Raw genomic sequence first — 17828 nt, forward strand, 5'->3', positions numbered from 1 at the left:
TTATGCAGTTTGTATTTGATTTAGACGGAACTATTTGTTTTAAGGGAAAACCGATATCTGGTAAAATTCTTGATGCATTAGCAACACTGAAAGCTAACGGCCATGAAGTTATTTTCGCTTCTGCAAGACCAATTCGCGATATGCTTCCTGTGATAGGAAAGGAATTCCATTCTTACACGATGATAGGTGGAAATGGTTCACTGATTTCTAAAAATGGAAGGATCTTCTATTCAACATCTTTTGGAGATGAGGATTTGCTTGCGATTAATAGTTTAATTGATTCATATAATGTAACCTATTTGATTGATGGGGAATGGAATTATGCTTATACAGGACCAGAGAATCATCCGATTCTACAAAATCTCGATCCTGCTAAGTTAGCTCATAATGTGAAGCTAGAAACTTTAACTTCCGTTGTAAAAATCTTAATTCTGGAGTCGATTAATAATGAACGATTACTAGAAGAATTAACTAAATTAAATATAACAATCCATAAACATGGAGACGAAAATGTTTTTGATCTTAGTCCGAATGGGATCGATAAATGGAGTGCACTTCAGCAATTAGGTGTGCAAGAAGGAGATTATGTTGCATTCGGAAATGATGCAAATGACCGAACAATGTTTGAAAATGCCATACATACTGTAATGATTGGTTACCATGAACAACTAGCACCAATGGCAAAGGAAGCGATTCAGGGTGAAGGAAATGTGGAACAGGCAATAATTGAGAAGATACATGAGCTTGCAGGCAAGTATAATTTAATCAAGTCCTAATTCAGTTAATTCTAAAGGGGATACTATCATGCTGATTAAACCGAATAAATTACAACGTGGAGATAAAGTAGCTACTGTTAGTCCTTCATGGGGAGGGGCGGGTGATCCTGAGCTAAGATGGCGTTATAATCAAGGAATAAAACGACTTGAAGAAGTATTTGGACTTCAAGTAGTGCCAATGCCAAATAGCTTAAAGGGATCCGAATATATTTATGAGAACCCTGAAGCACGTGCCGCTGACTTAAATGCTGCTTTTGCAGATGAAACAATAAAAGGAATCATCGCAAATATTGGTGGGGAGGATAGTATCCGATTACTACCTCACATTGATTTCAATATGATTCGTGAAAATCCAAAAGTATTTATGGGTTATTCTGATGTGACGGTTTCGCATTTATTTTGTCACAAAGCAGGTATTTCCTCCTTTTATGGACCTGCAGTTCTAACTGACTTTGCAGAAAATGTGGAGATGGATGCATATACCGTTGATATGATAGAGCGGACGTTATTTTCAAATGAAATTATTGGAGAAATTAAACCAGCGGAAGAATGGACAAGTGAATTTCTCGAATGGGATATTGTCAATAAAGATACACAACGTAAGCTGCAACCGAATCATGGATATGAGGTATTACAAGGTAATGGGACAGTAACAGGTCGCTTGATTGGCGGTTGCATCGAAGTTTTAGAGTTTGCAAAGGGAACGATGCTTTGGCCAGAAGAAAAGTATTGGGAGAATTGTATCCTATTTTTCGAAACATCAGAAGAAAAGCCAGCACCAGATCTATTGAAGTATTGGTTACGAAATTATGCTTCCCAAGGTATTTTACAAAAAGCAAATGGAATTATTTTCGGAAAACCACAAGATGAGGCATATTACGAGGAATACAAAGAAGTACTTTTACAGGTAATGAAAGAATATTCTCTTGAGCATTTGCCGATACTTTATAATTTAAATTTTGGCCACACAGAACCGAAGTTTATTTTACCTTATGGAGCACTGGCGCAAATTGATTGTACAAAAGCCACATTGTCTATTTTAGAAAGCGGCGTAAATTAATAAGAACTTCCACCAAATGAACTTGGTGGAAGTTTTTTATATGAAAAGTTTTCTAAAAGATTATTGCTTTTGCAACTAACCAATAATAATTTAAGTTAGGAGGACATTCGCTCACTGGCCGACCGCTACGAAAATACACTTCGCTTTCCGCGGGGGGCTGTTGAGCCTTCTTGTGCATTCGCACTTCGAAGTCTCACCTAGACCCTTCCTCCCGCAGGAGTCTTCGTGTATTTTCTCCGCTGGGTTTGTGCGAAGCCTATTGATATAAGATTAGAGAGCGCATTAATCATTGCCATTTATCCTTATATCAGACAGGGGACTCTTCGAAAATAAAGAAACATTTTCGAACGAAGATGCCTCGCTGTCGAAGTCTTCCTTGTTCAGTTTAAACAGTAGAGGCTGAAAGTGAATATTCGTAGTGGAAAATAACATTGTTATTATGTAGCACTTTATTAATATTTATTTTAATAGCAACAAACAAGCTAAATGATTCTTCTATCCCTTTTATGGGTAAAATAAACATAGAAAACCAATGCATTATAATCGAATATTTGTTCGTTATTTGTTAAAATGGATAATATATTATGATAGAATAGGGATAGAAGGAACGGAGGCGTGTTGATTGAAAAATAAATTTGAACTTGTTTCACAATATCAACCAGCCGGAGATCAACCAACGGCAATTAAAGAAATTACCGAGAAAGTTTTAGCTGGACAGCGATACCAAACATTACTCGGTGCAACAGGAACAGGAAAAACCTTTACAATCTCTAATGTTGTCCAAGAAATTAATCGGCCAACACTCGTGATTGCCCACAATAAAACATTAGCAGGACAGTTATATAGTGAGTTTAAGGAATTTTTCCCGAACAATGCTGTCGAATACTTTGTAAGCTATTATGATTATTATCAACCTGAAGCATATGTTCCATCTACAGATACATTTATTGAGAAAGATGCGAGCATCAATGATGAAATTGATAAACTACGACACTCTGCAACCTCTTCTTTATTTGAACGTGAAGATGTGTTAATTGTTGCAAGTGTTTCATGTATATACGGCCTCGGTAATCCAGAAGAATACCGTAACCAAGTACTCTCAATCCGAATGGGAATGGAAAAGGACCGAGATCAATTATTACGTAATCTTGTAGATATTCAATATGCAAGAAATGATATTAATTTCCAGCGCGGAACGTTTCGAGTACGAGGGGATTCCGTAGAAATTATTCCAGCATCAAGAGAAGAAAATTGTTACCGCATCGAATTTTTCGGTGATGAAATTGACCGTATTCGTGAGGTCGATGCATTAACAGGAGAAATTATTGGTGATCGAGAGCATATAGCAATTTTCCCTGCATCTCACTTCGTTACAGGGGAAGAAAAGATGAAGCTGGCAATTAAAAATATTGAATTGGAATTAGAGGAACAGTTAAAAAAAATGCGGGCGGAAAATAAGCTGTTAGAAGCACAGCGACTTGAACAACGGACTAATTATGATTTAGAAATGATGAATGAAATGGGCTTTTGCTCTGGAATTGAAAACTATTCCCGTCATTTAACATTACGAGAAGCTGGGGCAACGCCATATACATTAATCGATTATTTTCCAAAGGACTTTCTTATCGTTGTAGATGAATCACATGTTTCCTTACCGCAAATTAGGGGCATGTATAATGGAGACCAAGCGAGAAAACAAGTGCTTGTTGATCATGGATTTAGACTCCCATCTGCACTTGATAATCGCCCATTAAAATTTGAAGAGTTTGAGGAAAAGGCGAAACAATTTGTATTTGTTTCCGCTACACCTGGTCCATATGAACTTGAACATTCACCGGAAATGACGGAGCAAATTATTCGACCAACTGGATTATTAGATCCAGAAATTGAAATCCGCCCTATTGAAGGACAAATTGATAATTTAATAGGAGAAATCAATAAACGAGTCGATAAAAATGAGCGTGTTCTAGTTACGACGTTAACGAAGAAGATGTCAGAGGATTTGACTGATTACTTAAAAGAGCTAGGTATGAAAGTTGCCTATTTGCATTCAGAGATTAAAACATTGGAGCGGATTGAAGTCATCCGTGATTTAAGGGTTGGGAAATACGATGTCTTAATAGGAATAAACTTACTGCGGGAAGGCTTGGACATTCCAGAAGTATCTCTTGTTGCTATTCTTGATGCTGATAAAGAAGGGTTCTTACGTTCAGAACGTTCCCTTATTCAAACGATGGGACGTGCAGCAAGGAATGAGAATGGTAGAGTAATTATGTATGCAGACAAAATAACTAATTCGATGCAGTTAGCGATGGATGAAACGAATCGTCGTCGGGAAATTCAAATGGCATATAATGAAAAACATCATATTACACCGAAAACCATTAAGAAGGAAATCCGTGATGTTATTCAAGCAACGATTGCAGCTGAAGAGCAAACCGAGTATGAGAGCAGTACAAAGAAATTAACAAACCTATCAAAGAAAGAAAAAGAAAAGCTAATCAAGCAAATGGAAAAGGAAATGAAGGAAGCAGCGAAGTCGCTTGATTTTGAAAAGGCTGCAGAGCTTCGTGATATAATCTTTGAATTGAAAGCAGGAGCGTGATGATAGCATGTCAAGGAAGTCCATTGAAATATTAGGTGCAAGAGCAAATAATTTAAAAAATATTGATTTATCAATTCCTAAAAATAAATTAGTCGTTGTAACCGGACTATCAGGTTCTGGGAAATCATCGCTCGCCTTCGATACGATTTACGCGGAGGGACAACGCCGCTATGTTGAATCCCTTTCTTCCTATGCAAGACAATTTTTAGGGCAAATGGATAAGCCAGATGTAGATTCAATTGAAGGATTGTCTCCAGCGATTGCAATTGACCAAAAAACTACTAGTAAAAATCCAAGATCAACGGTTGGAACGGTAACAGAAATCTATGATTATTTACGATTATTATATGCAAGGGTAGGACGTCCAACCTGTCCAAATCATGGTATAGAAATTAGCTCACAAACAGTCGAACAGATGGTTGACAGAATTCTGGAGTATCCAGAACGAACGAAGATTCAAATTCTCGCGCCGATTATTTCTGGACGAAAAGGAGAACATGTTAAGGTTTTTGAAAAACTAAAACAAGAAGGATATGTTCGAATTCGTGTTGACAAGGAAATGCGAGAAGTAACGGAAGAAATCAAGCTGGAGAAAAATAAAAAACATTCGATTGAAGTAGTTGTCGACCGAATTGTCGTTAAAGAAGGAGTTACTGGACGTCTAGGAGATTCGATAGAAACGGCACTTAGTCTCGGAGAAGGTACAATCATTGTTGACGTTTTCGGCGAAGAAGAATTGATCTTTAGTGAAAATCACGCTTGTCCAATTTGTGGTTTTTCAATTGGTGAATTGGAACCTCGTTTATTTTCATTTAACAGTCCATTCGGGGCATGTCCTACATGTGATGGATTAGGGACTAAATTAGAGGTGGATATTGATTTAGTAATCCCTGATTGGGAGAGAACGCTAAATGATGGTGCAATCGCACCTTGGGAGCCAATTAGCTCGCAGTATTATCCACAGTTACTAAAAAGTGCATGTGATCATTTTAACATTAGTATGGATATTCCTGTAAAGGATATTCCGAAAGATAAACTCGATATTATTTTATATGGCAGTGGCAAGGAGAAAATTCATTTCTATTATGAAAATGAATTTGGAAATATCCGCGATACCGACATTCTATTTGAAGGAGTTATCAATAATGTCAAACGACGTTATCGTGAAACATCCTCAGAATTTATTCGCGAAACATTGGAAAAATATATGGCACAAAGTGCTTGTAAAACATGTAAAGGTCATCGACTGAAACAAGAAGCTTTAGCAGTGTTAATCAATGGTCTGCATATAAGTAAGGTAACAGATTACTCAATTGCAGAATCATTGGAGTTCTTTAAGCATCTCGAACTAACGGAAAAAGAGCGACAAATTTCTAAGATGATATTGAAGGAAATTGATAATCGCCTTGAATTTTTACTGAACGTTGGGCTCGATTATTTAAATTTATCTCGTACAGCGGGTACCTTGTCTGGTGGGGAAGCACAGCGGATACGCCTAGCAACTCAAATTGGTTCCGCATTAACAGGAGTTCTGTATGTATTGGATGAACCATCAATTGGGCTTCATCAACGTGATAATGACCGATTAATTAGTACATTACAGCATATGCGTGACTTGGATAATACATTAATTGTTGTCGAGCATGATGAAGATACGATGCGTGCAGCGGACTGGTTGATTGATATTGGTCCTGGCGCTGGGGAACATGGTGGACAAGTGATTGCGAGTGATACACCTGAGAATGTTATCAAAAATCCAAGTTCCTTAACTGGTCGATATTTAGCCGGAAAAGAATTTATCGCATTACCAACTAAACGACGCAAAGCGGATAAACGTAAGCTTGAAATAGTTGGTGCTGCAGAAAATAATCTTAAAAATGTTTCTGTAAAAATTCCAATTGGCTTAATGACTGTTGTTACCGGTGTATCTGGATCAGGAAAAAGTACTCTAGTTAACGAAATTTTATATAAATCACTTGCTAAACAACTTTACCGTGGGAAGCATAAACCTGGAAAACATAAGTCAATCAAAGGAATGGAACATATAGAGAAAGTAATTGATATCGATCAATCACCTATTGGTCGAACACCAAGATCAAACCCTGCAACCTATACAAGTGTGTTTGACGATATCCGTGATGTGTTTTCACAAACCAATGAAGCAAAGGTGCGTGGCTATAAGAAGGGGCGCTTTAGTTTTAATGTAAAAGGCGGTCGTTGTGAAGCTTGTCGTGGCGATGGCATTATCAAAATTGAAATGCATTTTCTCCCGGATGTTTACGTTCCCTGTGAAGTGTGTCATGGTAAACGTTATAACCGTGAAACGCTCGAAGTGAAATATAAAGGTAAGTCGATTGCAGATGTTTTAGATATGCGGATTGAAGACTCGGTAGAATTTTTTGCGCCAATTCCAAAGATTAAACGCAAGCTTGAAACCTTAAATGATGTAGGTCTCGGTTATGTAAAATTAGGGCAATCTGCAACTTCACTGTCAGGTGGAGAAGCACAGCGCGTGAAACTAGCTAGTGAACTTCATAAGCGTTCAAATGGAAAAACATTCTATATACTAGATGAACCTACGACAGGACTGCATGCGGATGATATTAAGCGTCTATTAGTTGTCTTGAAACGACTAGTCGATAACGGTGATACGGTAGTTATTATTGAGCATAATTTAGATGTGATAAAGACCGCTGATCATATAATCGATTTAGGGCCTGAGGGTGGAGACCGTGGGGGCACAATCGTTGCAACTGGGACACCGGAAGAAATTGCTGCGCTTGCTGATGTATCTTATACCGGACGCTATTTAAAAGAGGTCTTAGAACGTGATCATAAGCGGATGGATGAACTTGTTGAAGCAAAAGAGAAAATCAGTACGAAATAAAATAGGAAGGCAGTAAGTAGTATAACAGCTATTTACTGCCTATATCTTTTTAACACCAATTTTACTGTTTCTTTCACTATAAACGAGGGTATGCGTAGTATAGAGGGCAGATAAATACAACAAGAAGTAAAGTGGTTCAGTATTTTAACAAACACATGGAGATTGTATTTAAGATTGTTGTAAATCCAACTAATGATTCTGTGCAAAAGTTCAATGTTGATTCACACTGGACAGGGGGGAGTCTGCGGATAGGTTACTTTATAGCGATAAATTAAATCATAATTTTCAAAAAAATAACGAGCCGACTCAGAAAATTAAACAGGTGAAGGTAGTATTCCTATCTTATTTTATATAGATGTAAATAAACAATAGCAATCCCACAATCCCAGCGAAGTGTATTTTCGGAGCGATAACCAAGGAACAAATATCATTCTAAGTTTACTATACGGAATAATTCTACACGAATAACGATTCCTGTGTTTAAGTACAGGAAGAAACCTAGCTATCAAAATTATGATATTATAGTAACGTGAATATCAAACTTTGCCTCATAGTTAATGAATAGGAGGAATAATTCCATGTCTTTTCAACAAAGAATAATTGATGAACTCCATGTAAAACCAATAATCAATCCTAAAGAGGAGATACGCAATCGAATTGACTTTCTTAAATTATATTTAACGAAATCTACTGCTAGAGGATTTGTATTAGGGATTAGCGGTGGACAAGATTCTACATTGGCTGGGAAACTAGGACAATTAGCGGTAGAAGAATTGCGAAGTGAAGGAAAGGAAGCGAGCTTTACCGCTGTTCGGTTGCCATATATGCAACAAGCAGATGAAGAGGACGCACTGCTTGCATTAGATTTTATAAAGCCAGATGAATCAATTACCTTTAATATTACACAATCAGTTGATGCGTTTGCTGCAAGTTATTTAAAGGCAGCAGACGAGGCGCTGAGTGATTTCGATAAAGGAAATGTGAAGGCAAGAATGCGAATGATCGCGCAATATGCGATTGGTGGTATGAGTGATTTACTCGTTATTGGTACAGACCATGCAGCGGAAAATGTTACAGGATTTTATACAAAGTATGGTGACGGCGGTGCTGATATTTTACCACTTGCAGGATTAAATAAACGCCAAGGACGTGCATTATTGATAGAATTAGGCGCAATCGAAAGACTTTATTTGAAAGTGCCTACAGCAGATTTACTCGATCATAAACCGTTACAGTCCGATGAGACGGAATTAGGGATAAGCTATGATGTGCTTGATGACTATCTTGAAGGGAAAACTGTTTCAGCAGAGGATGCAGCTAAAATCGAAGAACGTTTTCTAATTTCTCAGCATAAACGAAATCAGCCTGCTACAATGTTTGATGCGTGGTGGAAGTAATCTTTTAGTAGTTAAGAAAGTATAAATTATTTCTTACTACATTAGTGCAACCAAGTTTTCTAATAAAGTACGGCTAGAAAAGTGGAGGTGTTTCATATGAAGCCAATTGAAATAGAAAAAGTGCAAGAAATATTGCAGTCATATGAGAATAAAGAGGTATATGTTCATTTAGAAACTACTAATGGGGCATATGCAAGTCATATAAATGAGAAGGCATATAATGTAGGTGCATTTATCCGGAATGCGAAGCTGGCCTATAGTAAAGCTACGATTGTTGGAGACGGAAAAACTTATCGTGTTGGCCTAAAAACAGAACTAGGCTGGGTTTATGCTGAGGGATTATCTGATTGGATAATTAACGAAGATGAACAGCTGCTATTAGCTGGGCATGATCGTGAAGGTCGTTTGATGGTTGCTCTTGAAATAAGTGAAGCCCCTTTTAAATAAATAGGAATTAGGTGATTGTTATGGAAAAACATGTTGTTGTAATTTATCCACATCCGGATGATGAAGCATTTGGCGCTGCGGGTACAATCGCTAAATTTCGCGATGAAGGCGTACCCGTTACATATTTATGTGGAACATTAGGTGAGATGGGGAGGAATATGGGCAATCCTACATATGCTAATCGAGAATCACTTCCAGGCATTCGTAAAAAGGAACTAATAAAGGCATGTGAGGTCCTTGATATCGAATTAGAAATGCTAGGATATCGAGATAAAACAATTGAATTTGAAGATAAAGAAGAAATCGCAGCAGATTTAAAAGGCTATTTAGATAAAATAAAGCCAAGTCTTGTGATCACGCATTACCCAGATTATGCAGTTCATCCTGATCATAATGCATTTGGTGCGGCGGCTATTGATGCAGTTGCACAGATGGAACCAGAAATTCGTCCAACCATTTGGGCACAGGCATTCTCTAATGATCATCTTGAAGCATTAGGCATGCCCGATATTATGAATGACATTACTCCATTTTTTGATAAAAAGTTGGACGCGATTTTAGCACATGACTCGCAGGCTAATCTATCGCTTAATCAGCAGCGACCAAATGAAGACCCTGCATTAGATGCAAAAGAGCGTGCTAAGATGCGTTTAGGAATGGAGCAATTTTATACTTGGAAATTCTAATTTCATCCATATATGGGCTGAATTCCAGTGCAGACATTTTTTTAAGACAGGACTAATTACAAAAAACGTAGGTGGCAACACCTACGTTTTTTGTAGAATAGTGAACTAAAGTGACAAAGAGACCAGGAAAGCTCCAGCGCCCGGCGAGGGACTTTTCTGCCTCGGTGCAAGAAGTCAACTTGACTTCCTATTTTCAATAAATGCAACTAGGTAGATTGGCATTCATCGTTTGATGACAACATAGTTTTCTAATGCTACAATTAGAATCAGTTAGGAAAATTGAGTGGAGGGATGAAGGAAAGATGGGAGTAACGGTACGAACAAAAGATTTAGCAGACAATTTTAATTTGACATTAATTGCAGGGAAAGATGGCTTACATAGAGAAATTATGACGAGTGATATTTCACGTCCAGGCATGGAAATGACTGGATATTTCAAATATTATCCAAAGGAAAGATTACAGCTAATCGGTAAAACAGAAATGGCATATTTCCTAGAACTTACAGATGAAGAAAAAAGAGATAGAGCTGAGAGATTATGCACAGATATTACCCCGGGAATAATTATTTCTAGAGGGATGAGGGTTCCTGAAATATTGATTGAAGCTGCAAATGAAGCTGGTGTACCAATTCTTCATTCACCAAGAAAAACAACGAGGGTTATTAGTCGTATTACCAATTTCCTTGAAGGAAAATTTGCCCCCTTTACAGCAATCCATGGTGTCCTTGTTGATATATATGGTGTTGGGGTACTAATTACTGGGCAGAGTGGAGTCGGTAAAAGTGAGACTGCATTGGAGCTTGTAAAGCGCGGTCATCGATTAGTTGCCGATGATAATGTAGAAATTAGGCAGGAAGATTACGATAGTCTAATCGGAAATGCCCCTCCACTAATTGAGCATATGCTGGAAATTCGAGGGCTTGGTATAATCAATGTAATGACCTTGTTTGGTGCTGGTTCCGTGAGAACGAAAAAGCGTATATCAATGGTAATTAATCTAGAAAACTGGGAAGAAGGCAAGCAGTACGAGCGGTTAGGACTTGATGACGATAAAATGAAAATAATGGACGTGCATTTACCAAAAGCGACCATTCCTGTACGCCCTGGTAGAAACCTCGCTGTTATTATTGAAGTTGCTGCAATGAATTTCCGTTTGAAAAGAATGGGAGTAAATGCTGCACAGGAATTCTCTGATCGTTTAACAAATATGATTGAGCATGAGAAAGATTCTATAATATAGGAGATGGTTAGATGATTTATAATGTTGCACAGTTAGATCGCGTATTTCTGGAAATTGGTCCTCTAACCATTTATTGGTATGGTGTGATTATTGCAACTGGAGCTGCCATAGGTTTATGGCTAGCGATGAAAGAGGCAGACCGCTTAAGACTTAATAAGGAAATATTAATTGATTTTATCGTTTTTGCCGTTCCAATTGCAATTATTTTTGCGCGGATATACTATGTAATATTTGAATGGGAAAGATATGCTACTGGGCCGTGGTGGGGTGTGTTTGCAATTTGGGAAGGTGGAATTGCTATCCATGGTGCTGTCATAGGAGGAGTCTTAACTGCGATTGTTTTCGCACGGGTTAAAAATATATCCTTCTGGCAATTAGCAGATATTCTTGCACCAAGCCTTATTTTAGCGCAAGCAATTGGCCGCTGGGGGAACTTCATGAATCAAGAGGCACATGGTGGACCAATCGCAGAAGAGTCGATTGCCGCGTTTTATCGAGTGCTGCCAGATTTTATTATGAACCAGATGACAATCGATGGGGTTACATATCATCCGACGTTTTTATATGAATCAACTTGGAATATTCTCGTCTTCATACTATTGTTATTACTGCGTAGGATGAATGTATTACGTGGAGAAATATTCTTAAGTTATATTATCTTCTATTCCATTGGACGCTATTTCATTGAAGGAATGCGAACAGATAGCTTATATGTAGTTGGTGAACTTAGGGCTGCGCAACTACTATCCATTTTGTTAATAATTCTCGGAATTATATTAATCATCTATCGCAGAAAAACAACGAATGTCAGATATAATGATGTTCCTCTTTCAGAGAAAAAGTCAACAAAGTATCATAACAAAGCAAGCAAGAAAAAGAAAAGAAAATAAGAATGATTAGTTAATGTGTAAGGTGGGAATTTAGAATGGATGGAATATTGAAACGTGGATTTTTACAAGGTTTAACAACAACCTGGACATTAGGAAAAGTAATTTTTCCGATTACGTTAATTGTAACAATCTTACAATTTACTCCAGTGTTACCTTGGATTATCGAACAACTCGAGCCAATCATGGGCTTAATTGGCCTATCAGGTGAAGCTGCAGTTCCGTTAGTTCTCGGTAATGCCCTAAATTTATATGCAGGTATCGCTGCTATCGTCTCCTTCGATTTTAGTGTGAAGGAAGTATTCATTATGGCAATGATGCTCTCTTTCTCACATAATCTATTTATTGAATCTGCTGTAGCTTCGAGAGTTGGGGTACGTTGGTGGATTATTGTTGGAGTACGCGTGTTCCTAGCAATATTAGCTGCGGTTGTGATTAATTTAATATGGAGCGGCGGTACAGAACTTGCACAATATGGATTAATATCAGCAACAGAAGTGGTACCTGTCGGATGGCTAGAAATAGTTTTTCATGGTGTTGTGACAGCGGTAATCGCCATTTTGCAGTTAGCAATAATCGTTATTCCATTAATGATTATCATGCAATTTTTACGTGAAAAAGGTTGGTTGACGAAACTATCTAACCAACTTGCACCGTTCATGAGATTCCTTGGGATGGATAAGAGTGCATCGATGACAATGGTTGCTGGTTTAACAATCGGTTTAGCATATGGTGCAGGCTTAATGATTCAAGCAGTAAAAGAAGATGGTGTTTCTAAAAAAGATATGTATCTTGCACTTATCTTTCTTGTTTCTTGTCATGCCGTAGTAGAGGATACACTTGTATTTATCCCGTTAGGAATTCCGGTTTGGCCATTATTGGTTATTCGTTTATCAACAGCAATTATTATGACTATCATCGTCGCCTTTTTCTGGAGACGTGCAGAGAATAGTAAACGGAAGGAAACAACAAATGAACATAGATACGGTACTTTTTGATTTAGACGGAACATTAATCGATACGAATCAACTCATTATCGATTCATTCAAGTATACTTTTGATCATTATCAATTATCATTTACAGAAGAAGAGATAATCGAATTTAATGGCCCGCCATTAATTGATACATTTCACAAGATTGATCCTGAGCGTGTAGATGAAATGATTGCAAAGTATCGGGAGCATAATATTACAGAACATGATAAGTATGTTAAAGCTTTTCCACTAGTAAGGGAAACTTTAGAGGAACTGAAGAAGAATGATATCCGACTTGCAATTGTCACTACAAAGATGAAGACAACAGCATTAAAAGGGTTAGCACTCACGGGATTGGATTCATATTTTGACACGATTATTACGTTAGATGATGTAACACATCCAAAGCCACATCCAGAACCGGTAGTGAAAGCAATGCAAGCGTTAGATGCTGAGGCAAGTAGGACCCTGATGGTGGGAGATAATTCTCATGATATTGAATCGGGAAATAACGCTGGTGTATTAACAGCTGGTGTAGCCTGGTCACGTAAGGGAAAAGAACGCCTTCTCGCACATCACCCAACATATCTCTTGGAGGATATGCGCGATTTATTGACGATTGTAGGAGTGTAGGAGATGCGACGAACCGAGCGATTTAAGGTAGAAGGACCTAATTCATTATGGCAATTATATAAAACGGTATCATTTTGGAAGGTTTTTAAAAATACGATTATCATCCTAATCGCTAAATTCGTTCCATTTATGGGGATGAAAAATTGGTTATATCGTACTTTCTTAAAAATGGAAATTGATGATCATACTGCGATTGCTTTTATGGTCACACCCGATATTATGTTTCCTGAAAAAATTAAGATTGGAAAAAATAGTATTATTGGTTATAATACGACAATTTTGGCGCATGAATATTTAATTGATGAATATCGACTAGGGGAAGTGACTATTGGCGACGAAGTAATGGTTGGTGCCAATACTACCATCTTGCCTGGTATAACAATCGGTCACCGTGCGATTGTATCAGCAGGATCAGTCATACATAAGGATGTTCCTGAAGGTGCTTTTGTTGGGGGAAATCCAATGCAAGTCATCTATACGAAAGAAGAGATGGAGAAGAGAAATAGCTCAGGGCGGTGAAAAAATGAACGTTCCTAAAGGCGTAATACCTGCGATTCGATCGATGAAAAATTTTGACAGAGCCTTGGAGACTAAACATGATACGATTATTTTCTTAGAGACACGGCTTGGACAGTTGAAGAGTATGGTAGATTATGCAAAAAGAGCAAATAAGAAGGTCCTCATTCATTTTGACTTGATTCAAGGCTTAAAAGCTGATGAATATGGAATGGAATTTTTGATTCGTGAAATTAAACCGGATGGAATTTTATCCACTAGGGCAAATGTTATATCATTGGCCAAAAAATATAAACTATTAGCGATTCAGCGTATGTTCTTACTAGATAGTTTAGCACTTGATCATAATTTAAAGCTTATTGAACGTTCACAACCTGATTGTATCGAGGTTCTTCCTGGATTAATGCCAAGTATGATTGAACAAATTTATGAAAATACGAAGCTGCCGCTTATTGCTGGTGGATTAATTACAAAAGAAGAGGATGTTAGAAATGCACTTGATGCAGGTGCAATTGCTATCTCTACATCGGAGAAAGATTTATGGAATTTTTAATAAAGCTCGAATTTTTATATAGACTGCGGACTAACTTAGTTAAGGGATTTCTCTCAGGCCGCTCGCTTCAGAAATACACTTCGCTTTCCGCGGGGGGCTGGCGAGCCTTCTTGTGCTGCGCACTTCGAAGTCTCGCCGAGGCCCTTCCTCCCGCAGGAGTCTTCGCGTATTTCTTCCGCTAGGGATTTTGCAATTGCTATCATCTTTCTACATGATATAAGATGAGAGGGAAATTGCTCTATCATGCCTGTTGATTGTAGCGGTGGACAGGAGACTCCTGCGGAAAAAAAGCAACTGCAGAAGACCCATCGGAAGCGGGTTTCTTCCGATGGAGCTGATGTGTTTCCCTCCGGATACGCGACTGTCCGCTGCGGAAATCAACGTTGCGCTTAGTCCCCAGTTTACATCCACTACAAACTACTATCCTTCAATTTGAAAAAGTTAATTCAGTACTCATTTCTTAATCGAAACATTTTTTTACTAGTTTAGGAAAATATGTTTGACAGCGGTTACATAATGAGGTATAGTGAATACAAGTTAATTATGTGATGGAGAAAAGGAGACCCACATTGCAATCATACTAGCTAAGAGAGGAGTATGTTTATTGTAGTGTGGGTCTTTTTCTGTTTCATAATTTTACTAATTCGCTAGTAAGATAGTATTGGAAGAATTATTGCTGTCTTCCTTAGCGAATGAAGGCTTGCTAAGAAAATCTTGGTCAAGCCATTGATAGACAAAAATAAAGGTCAAAAGGGGTGTAGTGGGATGTCGGAATTCTTAGGTGAATTGATTGGCACAATGGTTCTTATCATCTTTGGTGGTGGAGTAGTTGGTGGTGTTGTATTGAAGAATAGCAAAGCAGAAGGAGCAGGTTGGGTAGTAATCACCATTGGCTGGGGACTTGCTGTAACGATGGGGGTATATGCAGTAGGGAAGTTTACTGGTGCACACTTAAATCCAGCTGTTACGTTAGGATTTGCTTCTGTTGGGGAACTACCATGGGTAAAGGTACCAATATATATAACTGGACAAATTATTGGTGCGTTTGTCGGAGGAGTTATCGTTTTTCTTAATTATTTACCACATTGGAAAGCTACGAAAGATCAGGCTGCCAAACTTGCTGTCTTCTCAACTGGGCCGGCAATTCGAAGTCCATTATCAAATTTAATTAGTGAAATTATTGGAACATTTATTTTAGTGATGGGGATAATGTTTATCGGTGCAAATGAATTTACAGAAGGATTAAATCCACTTATCGTTGGTGCGTTAATCGTAGCTATCGGTATGTCCCTTGGAGGAACTACAGGTTATGCGATAAACCCTGCACGTGACTTTGGTCCAAGAATTGCACATGCATTACTGCCGATTCCTGGTAAAGGAAGTTCAGACTGGGGTTATGCATGGATTCCTATTGTCGGACCGATTCTTGGTGGAGTATACGGAGCAGTGTTTTATCATGCGATATTCTTAGAGAATTTCTCTGCACTGTTTTGGATTTTAAGTGCGATTGTAGCAATTATTATGGTTGGGGCAGCGTATACAGAATTAACGAAAAGCGATAATGGTTCGGAAAAAATACAAGAAAAAATTGGATAGGGGAGACTAATATGAGTGAAAAATACATTTTATCATTAGATCAAGGAACAACAAGTTCAAGAGCAATTTTATTTAATCATAATGGCGAAATTGTCGAAACAGGACAAAAGGAATTTCAACAATTTTTTCCTAAACCAGGATGGGTAGAGCATGATGCGAATGAGATTTGGACATCCGTACTAGCTTGTATTGCGGATGTATTACGGAAATCAGATGTTGATCCGAGCCAGATTGCAGGAATAGGAATTACAAATCAACGGGAAACAACCGTTGTCTGGGACAAAAACACAGGAAAGCCTATATATCATGCCATCGTTTGGCAATCAAGGCAAACGGAGGATATATGTAAAGCTTTAGCTGAACAAGGTCACGGCGATATTATCCGAGAAAAAACAGGCTTATTAATTGATCCATATTTCTCCGGGACAAAAGTAAAGTGGATACTTGATAATGTCGAAGGTGCGAGAGAAAAAGCCGAGGCAGGAGATTTATTATTTGGCACAATGGATACTTGGCTTGTTTATCAACTTTCTGGTAAGAAAACGCATATTACAGATTATTCAAATGCATCGCGAACTTTAATGTTTAATATTTATGATCTTAAATGGGATGATGAATTACTTGATATATTAACCGTGCCGAAAAGTATGCTGCCAGAAGTACGCCAGTCCTCTGAAGTCTATGCAAATACTGTTGGTTATCACTTCTATGGGCATGAGGTGCCAATCGCTGGAATTGCTGGTGACCAGCAAGCAGCACTATTTGGTCAAGCCTGCTTTGAACAAGGAATGGCGAAAAATACGTACGGAACTGGTTGCTTTATGTTGATGAATACTGGTGAGAAAGCGGTCAAATCAGAGAATGGTTTACTTACTACTTTAGCTTGGGGTGTTGATGGTAAGGTAGAGTATGCATTAGAAGGAAGTATTTTCGTTGCTGGTTCTGCAATCCAGTGGTTACGTGATGGTTTGAAATTGATTGAAAATGCGCCTCAAAGTGAGGATTATGCAAAACGAGTAGATACGACAGATGGAGTGTATATGGTGCCTGCGTTTGTTGGGCTTGGAACACCTTACTGGGATAGTGATGCACGTGGTGCTGTATTCGGTTTAACGAGAGGAACAACAAAGGAGCATTTTATTCGTGCAACACTAGAATCGTTAGCATATCAAACGAAGGATGTTCTTGATGCGATGATTACTGACTCTGGAATTGAATTAAAAGCGTTAAGGGTAGACGGTGGGGCAGTAAAGAACGACCTTCTAATGCAATTTCAAAGTGATATGCTGAGTGTGCCTGTAGATCGTCCGGTGGTGCAGGAAACTACAGCATTAGGTGCAGCATATCTTGCAGGTTTAGCTGTGGGTTATTGGGAAGATAAAGAGGAAATCGCAAAACAATGGCAAAATGATCGAACGTTTACGAATGAAATGGAAGATGAACAGCGTGATAGATTATATTCCGGATGGCAAAAGGCGGTAGCTGCGACAAGGGAATTTAAATAATTTGGTAGTGGGAGATCGATCGCTGGTCTCCTTTTTTATCCAGCATGGAGTGGGCAGCAATCCT

15 protein-coding genes are annotated in these 17828 nt (G+C 38.2%); all 15 read left to right on the forward strand.

Annotated elements, in window-relative coordinates; translation table 11 throughout:
- Window positions 1-2: 2 nt before the first annotated feature.
- The 15 genes from CWR45_RS18135 to glpK all read left to right on the forward strand — a co-directional run bounded on the left by CWR45_RS18135 (window position 3) and on the right by glpK (window position 17764).
- Window positions 3-776, forward strand: coding sequence for an HAD-IIB family hydrolase (locus tag CWR45_RS18135; RefSeq protein WP_115751244.1), 774 nt, complete (start codon window positions 3-5; stop codon window positions 774-776).
- A gap of 28 nt (window positions 777-804) precedes the next feature.
- Window positions 805-1836, forward strand: coding sequence for a S66 family peptidase (locus CWR45_RS18140; protein ID WP_115751245.1), 1032 nt, complete (start codon window positions 805-807; stop codon window positions 1834-1836).
- A gap of 622 nt (window positions 1837-2458) precedes the next feature.
- Entirely contained in the window at window positions 2459-4441 is a 1983-nt protein-coding gene (uvrB, locus tag CWR45_RS18145; protein ID WP_115751246.1) for an excinuclease ABC subunit UvrB, read from the forward strand.
- A 7-nt stretch (window positions 4442-4448) separates the two neighbouring features.
- Window positions 4449-7328 carry an excinuclease ABC subunit UvrA gene (gene uvrA / locus CWR45_RS18150; protein ID WP_115751247.1) on the forward strand — a complete coding sequence of 960 codons (2880 nt, stop codon included), beginning with the start codon at window positions 4449-4451 and terminating at the stop codon, window positions 7326-7328.
- A 578-nt stretch (window positions 7329-7906) separates the two neighbouring features.
- A complete protein-coding gene (gene nadE, locus CWR45_RS18155; protein WP_115751248.1) occupies window positions 7907-8725 on the forward strand; it encodes an ammonia-dependent NAD(+) synthetase in 819 nt (272 codons plus the stop codon).
- Between the two features lie 96 nt (window positions 8726-8821).
- Window positions 8822-9172, forward strand: a complete 351-nt coding sequence (locus CWR45_RS18160) for a YojF family protein (RefSeq protein ID WP_115751249.1) — start codon at window positions 8822-8824, stop codon at window positions 9170-9172.
- A 20-nt stretch (window positions 9173-9192) separates the two neighbouring features.
- On the forward strand, window positions 9193-9858 hold the full coding sequence (bshB2, locus tag CWR45_RS18165) for a bacillithiol biosynthesis deacetylase BshB2 (RefSeq protein ID WP_115751250.1): 666 nt from the start codon (window positions 9193-9195) through the stop codon (window positions 9856-9858).
- A gap of 302 nt (window positions 9859-10160) precedes the next feature.
- Window positions 10161-11099 (forward strand): HPr(Ser) kinase/phosphatase, encoded by a 939-nt coding sequence (gene hprK, locus CWR45_RS18170; RefSeq protein ID WP_115751251.1) that lies wholly within the window; start codon window positions 10161-10163, stop codon window positions 11097-11099.
- 11 nt (window positions 11100-11110) lie between these two features.
- Window positions 11111-11989, forward strand: a complete 879-nt coding sequence (gene lgt, locus CWR45_RS18175) for a prolipoprotein diacylglyceryl transferase (protein ID WP_115751252.1) — start codon at window positions 11111-11113, stop codon at window positions 11987-11989.
- Between the two features lie 35 nt (window positions 11990-12024).
- Entirely contained in the window at window positions 12025-12984 is a 960-nt protein-coding gene (locus CWR45_RS18180; protein ID WP_115751253.1) for a nucleoside recognition domain-containing protein, read from the forward strand.
- A complete protein-coding gene (gene ppaX, locus CWR45_RS18185; protein WP_115751254.1) occupies window positions 12959-13594 on the forward strand; it encodes a pyrophosphatase PpaX in 636 nt (211 codons plus the stop codon). Before CWR45_RS18180 ends, ppaX begins: the two co-directional genes overlap by 26 nt.
- A gap of 3 nt (window positions 13595-13597) precedes the next feature.
- The gene (locus CWR45_RS18190) at window positions 13598-14113 is read left to right on the forward strand and encodes an acyltransferase (RefSeq protein WP_115751255.1); all 516 of its coding nucleotides are present in this window, start codon (window positions 13598-13600) and stop codon (window positions 14111-14113) included.
- A gap of 4 nt (window positions 14114-14117) precedes the next feature.
- A complete protein-coding gene (locus CWR45_RS18195; RefSeq protein ID WP_115751256.1) occupies window positions 14118-14663 on the forward strand; it encodes a glycerol-3-phosphate responsive antiterminator in 546 nt (181 codons plus the stop codon).
- A gap of 765 nt (window positions 14664-15428) precedes the next feature.
- A complete protein-coding gene (locus CWR45_RS18205) occupies window positions 15429-16259 on the forward strand; it encodes an MIP/aquaporin family protein (protein ID WP_115751258.1) in 831 nt (276 codons plus the stop codon).
- Window positions 16260-16270: 11 nt separating this feature from the next.
- Entirely contained in the window at window positions 16271-17764 is a 1494-nt protein-coding gene (glpK, locus tag CWR45_RS18210; RefSeq protein WP_115751259.1) for a glycerol kinase GlpK, read from the forward strand.
- Window positions 17765-17828 lie beyond the last annotated feature (64 nt).

The sequence above is a fragment of the Oceanobacillus chungangensis genome (assembly GCF_003369565.1).
Classification (GTDB): domain Bacteria; phylum Bacillota; class Bacilli; order Bacillales; family Amphibacillaceae; genus Oceanobacillus; species Oceanobacillus chungangensis.

What these genes read in the sequence shown, in the direction of transcription:
- uvrA (WP_115751247.1), top strand. Translation starts at nt 4,449, where the DNA reads ATGTCAAGGAAGTCCATTGAAATATTAGGTGCAAGAGCAAATAATTTA.
- CWR45_RS18160 (WP_115751249.1), top strand. Translation starts at nt 8,822, where the DNA reads ATGAAGCCAATTGAAATAGAAAAAGTGCAAGAAATATTGCAGTCATAT.
- CWR45_RS18180 (WP_115751253.1), top strand. Translation starts at nt 12,025, where the DNA reads ATGGATGGAATATTGAAACGTGGATTTTTACAAGGTTTAACAACAACC.
- hprK (WP_115751251.1), top strand. Translation starts at nt 10,161, where the DNA reads ATGGGAGTAACGGTACGAACAAAAGATTTAGCAGACAATTTTAATTTG.
- CWR45_RS18140 (WP_115751245.1), top strand. Translation starts at nt 805, where the DNA reads ATGCTGATTAAACCGAATAAATTACAACGTGGAGATAAAGTAGCTACT.
- lgt (WP_115751252.1), top strand. Translation starts at nt 11,111, where the DNA reads ATGATTTATAATGTTGCACAGTTAGATCGCGTATTTCTGGAAATTGGT.
- glpK (WP_115751259.1), top strand. Translation starts at nt 16,271, where the DNA reads ATGAGTGAAAAATACATTTTATCATTAGATCAAGGAACAACAAGTTCA.
- bshB2 (WP_115751250.1), top strand. Translation starts at nt 9,193, where the DNA reads ATGGAAAAACATGTTGTTGTAATTTATCCACATCCGGATGATGAAGCA.
- ppaX (WP_115751254.1), top strand. Translation starts at nt 12,959, where the DNA reads ATGAACATAGATACGGTACTTTTTGATTTAGACGGAACATTAATCGAT.
- CWR45_RS18190 (WP_115751255.1), top strand. Translation starts at nt 13,598, where the DNA reads ATGCGACGAACCGAGCGATTTAAGGTAGAAGGACCTAATTCATTATGG.
- CWR45_RS18195 (WP_115751256.1), top strand. Translation starts at nt 14,118, where the DNA reads ATGAACGTTCCTAAAGGCGTAATACCTGCGATTCGATCGATGAAAAAT.
- CWR45_RS18135 (WP_115751244.1), top strand. Translation starts at nt 3, where the DNA reads ATGCAGTTTGTATTTGATTTAGACGGAACTATTTGTTTTAAGGGAAAA.
- CWR45_RS18205 (WP_115751258.1), top strand. Translation starts at nt 15,429, where the DNA reads ATGTCGGAATTCTTAGGTGAATTGATTGGCACAATGGTTCTTATCATC.
- nadE (WP_115751248.1), top strand. Translation starts at nt 7,907, where the DNA reads ATGTCTTTTCAACAAAGAATAATTGATGAACTCCATGTAAAACCAATA.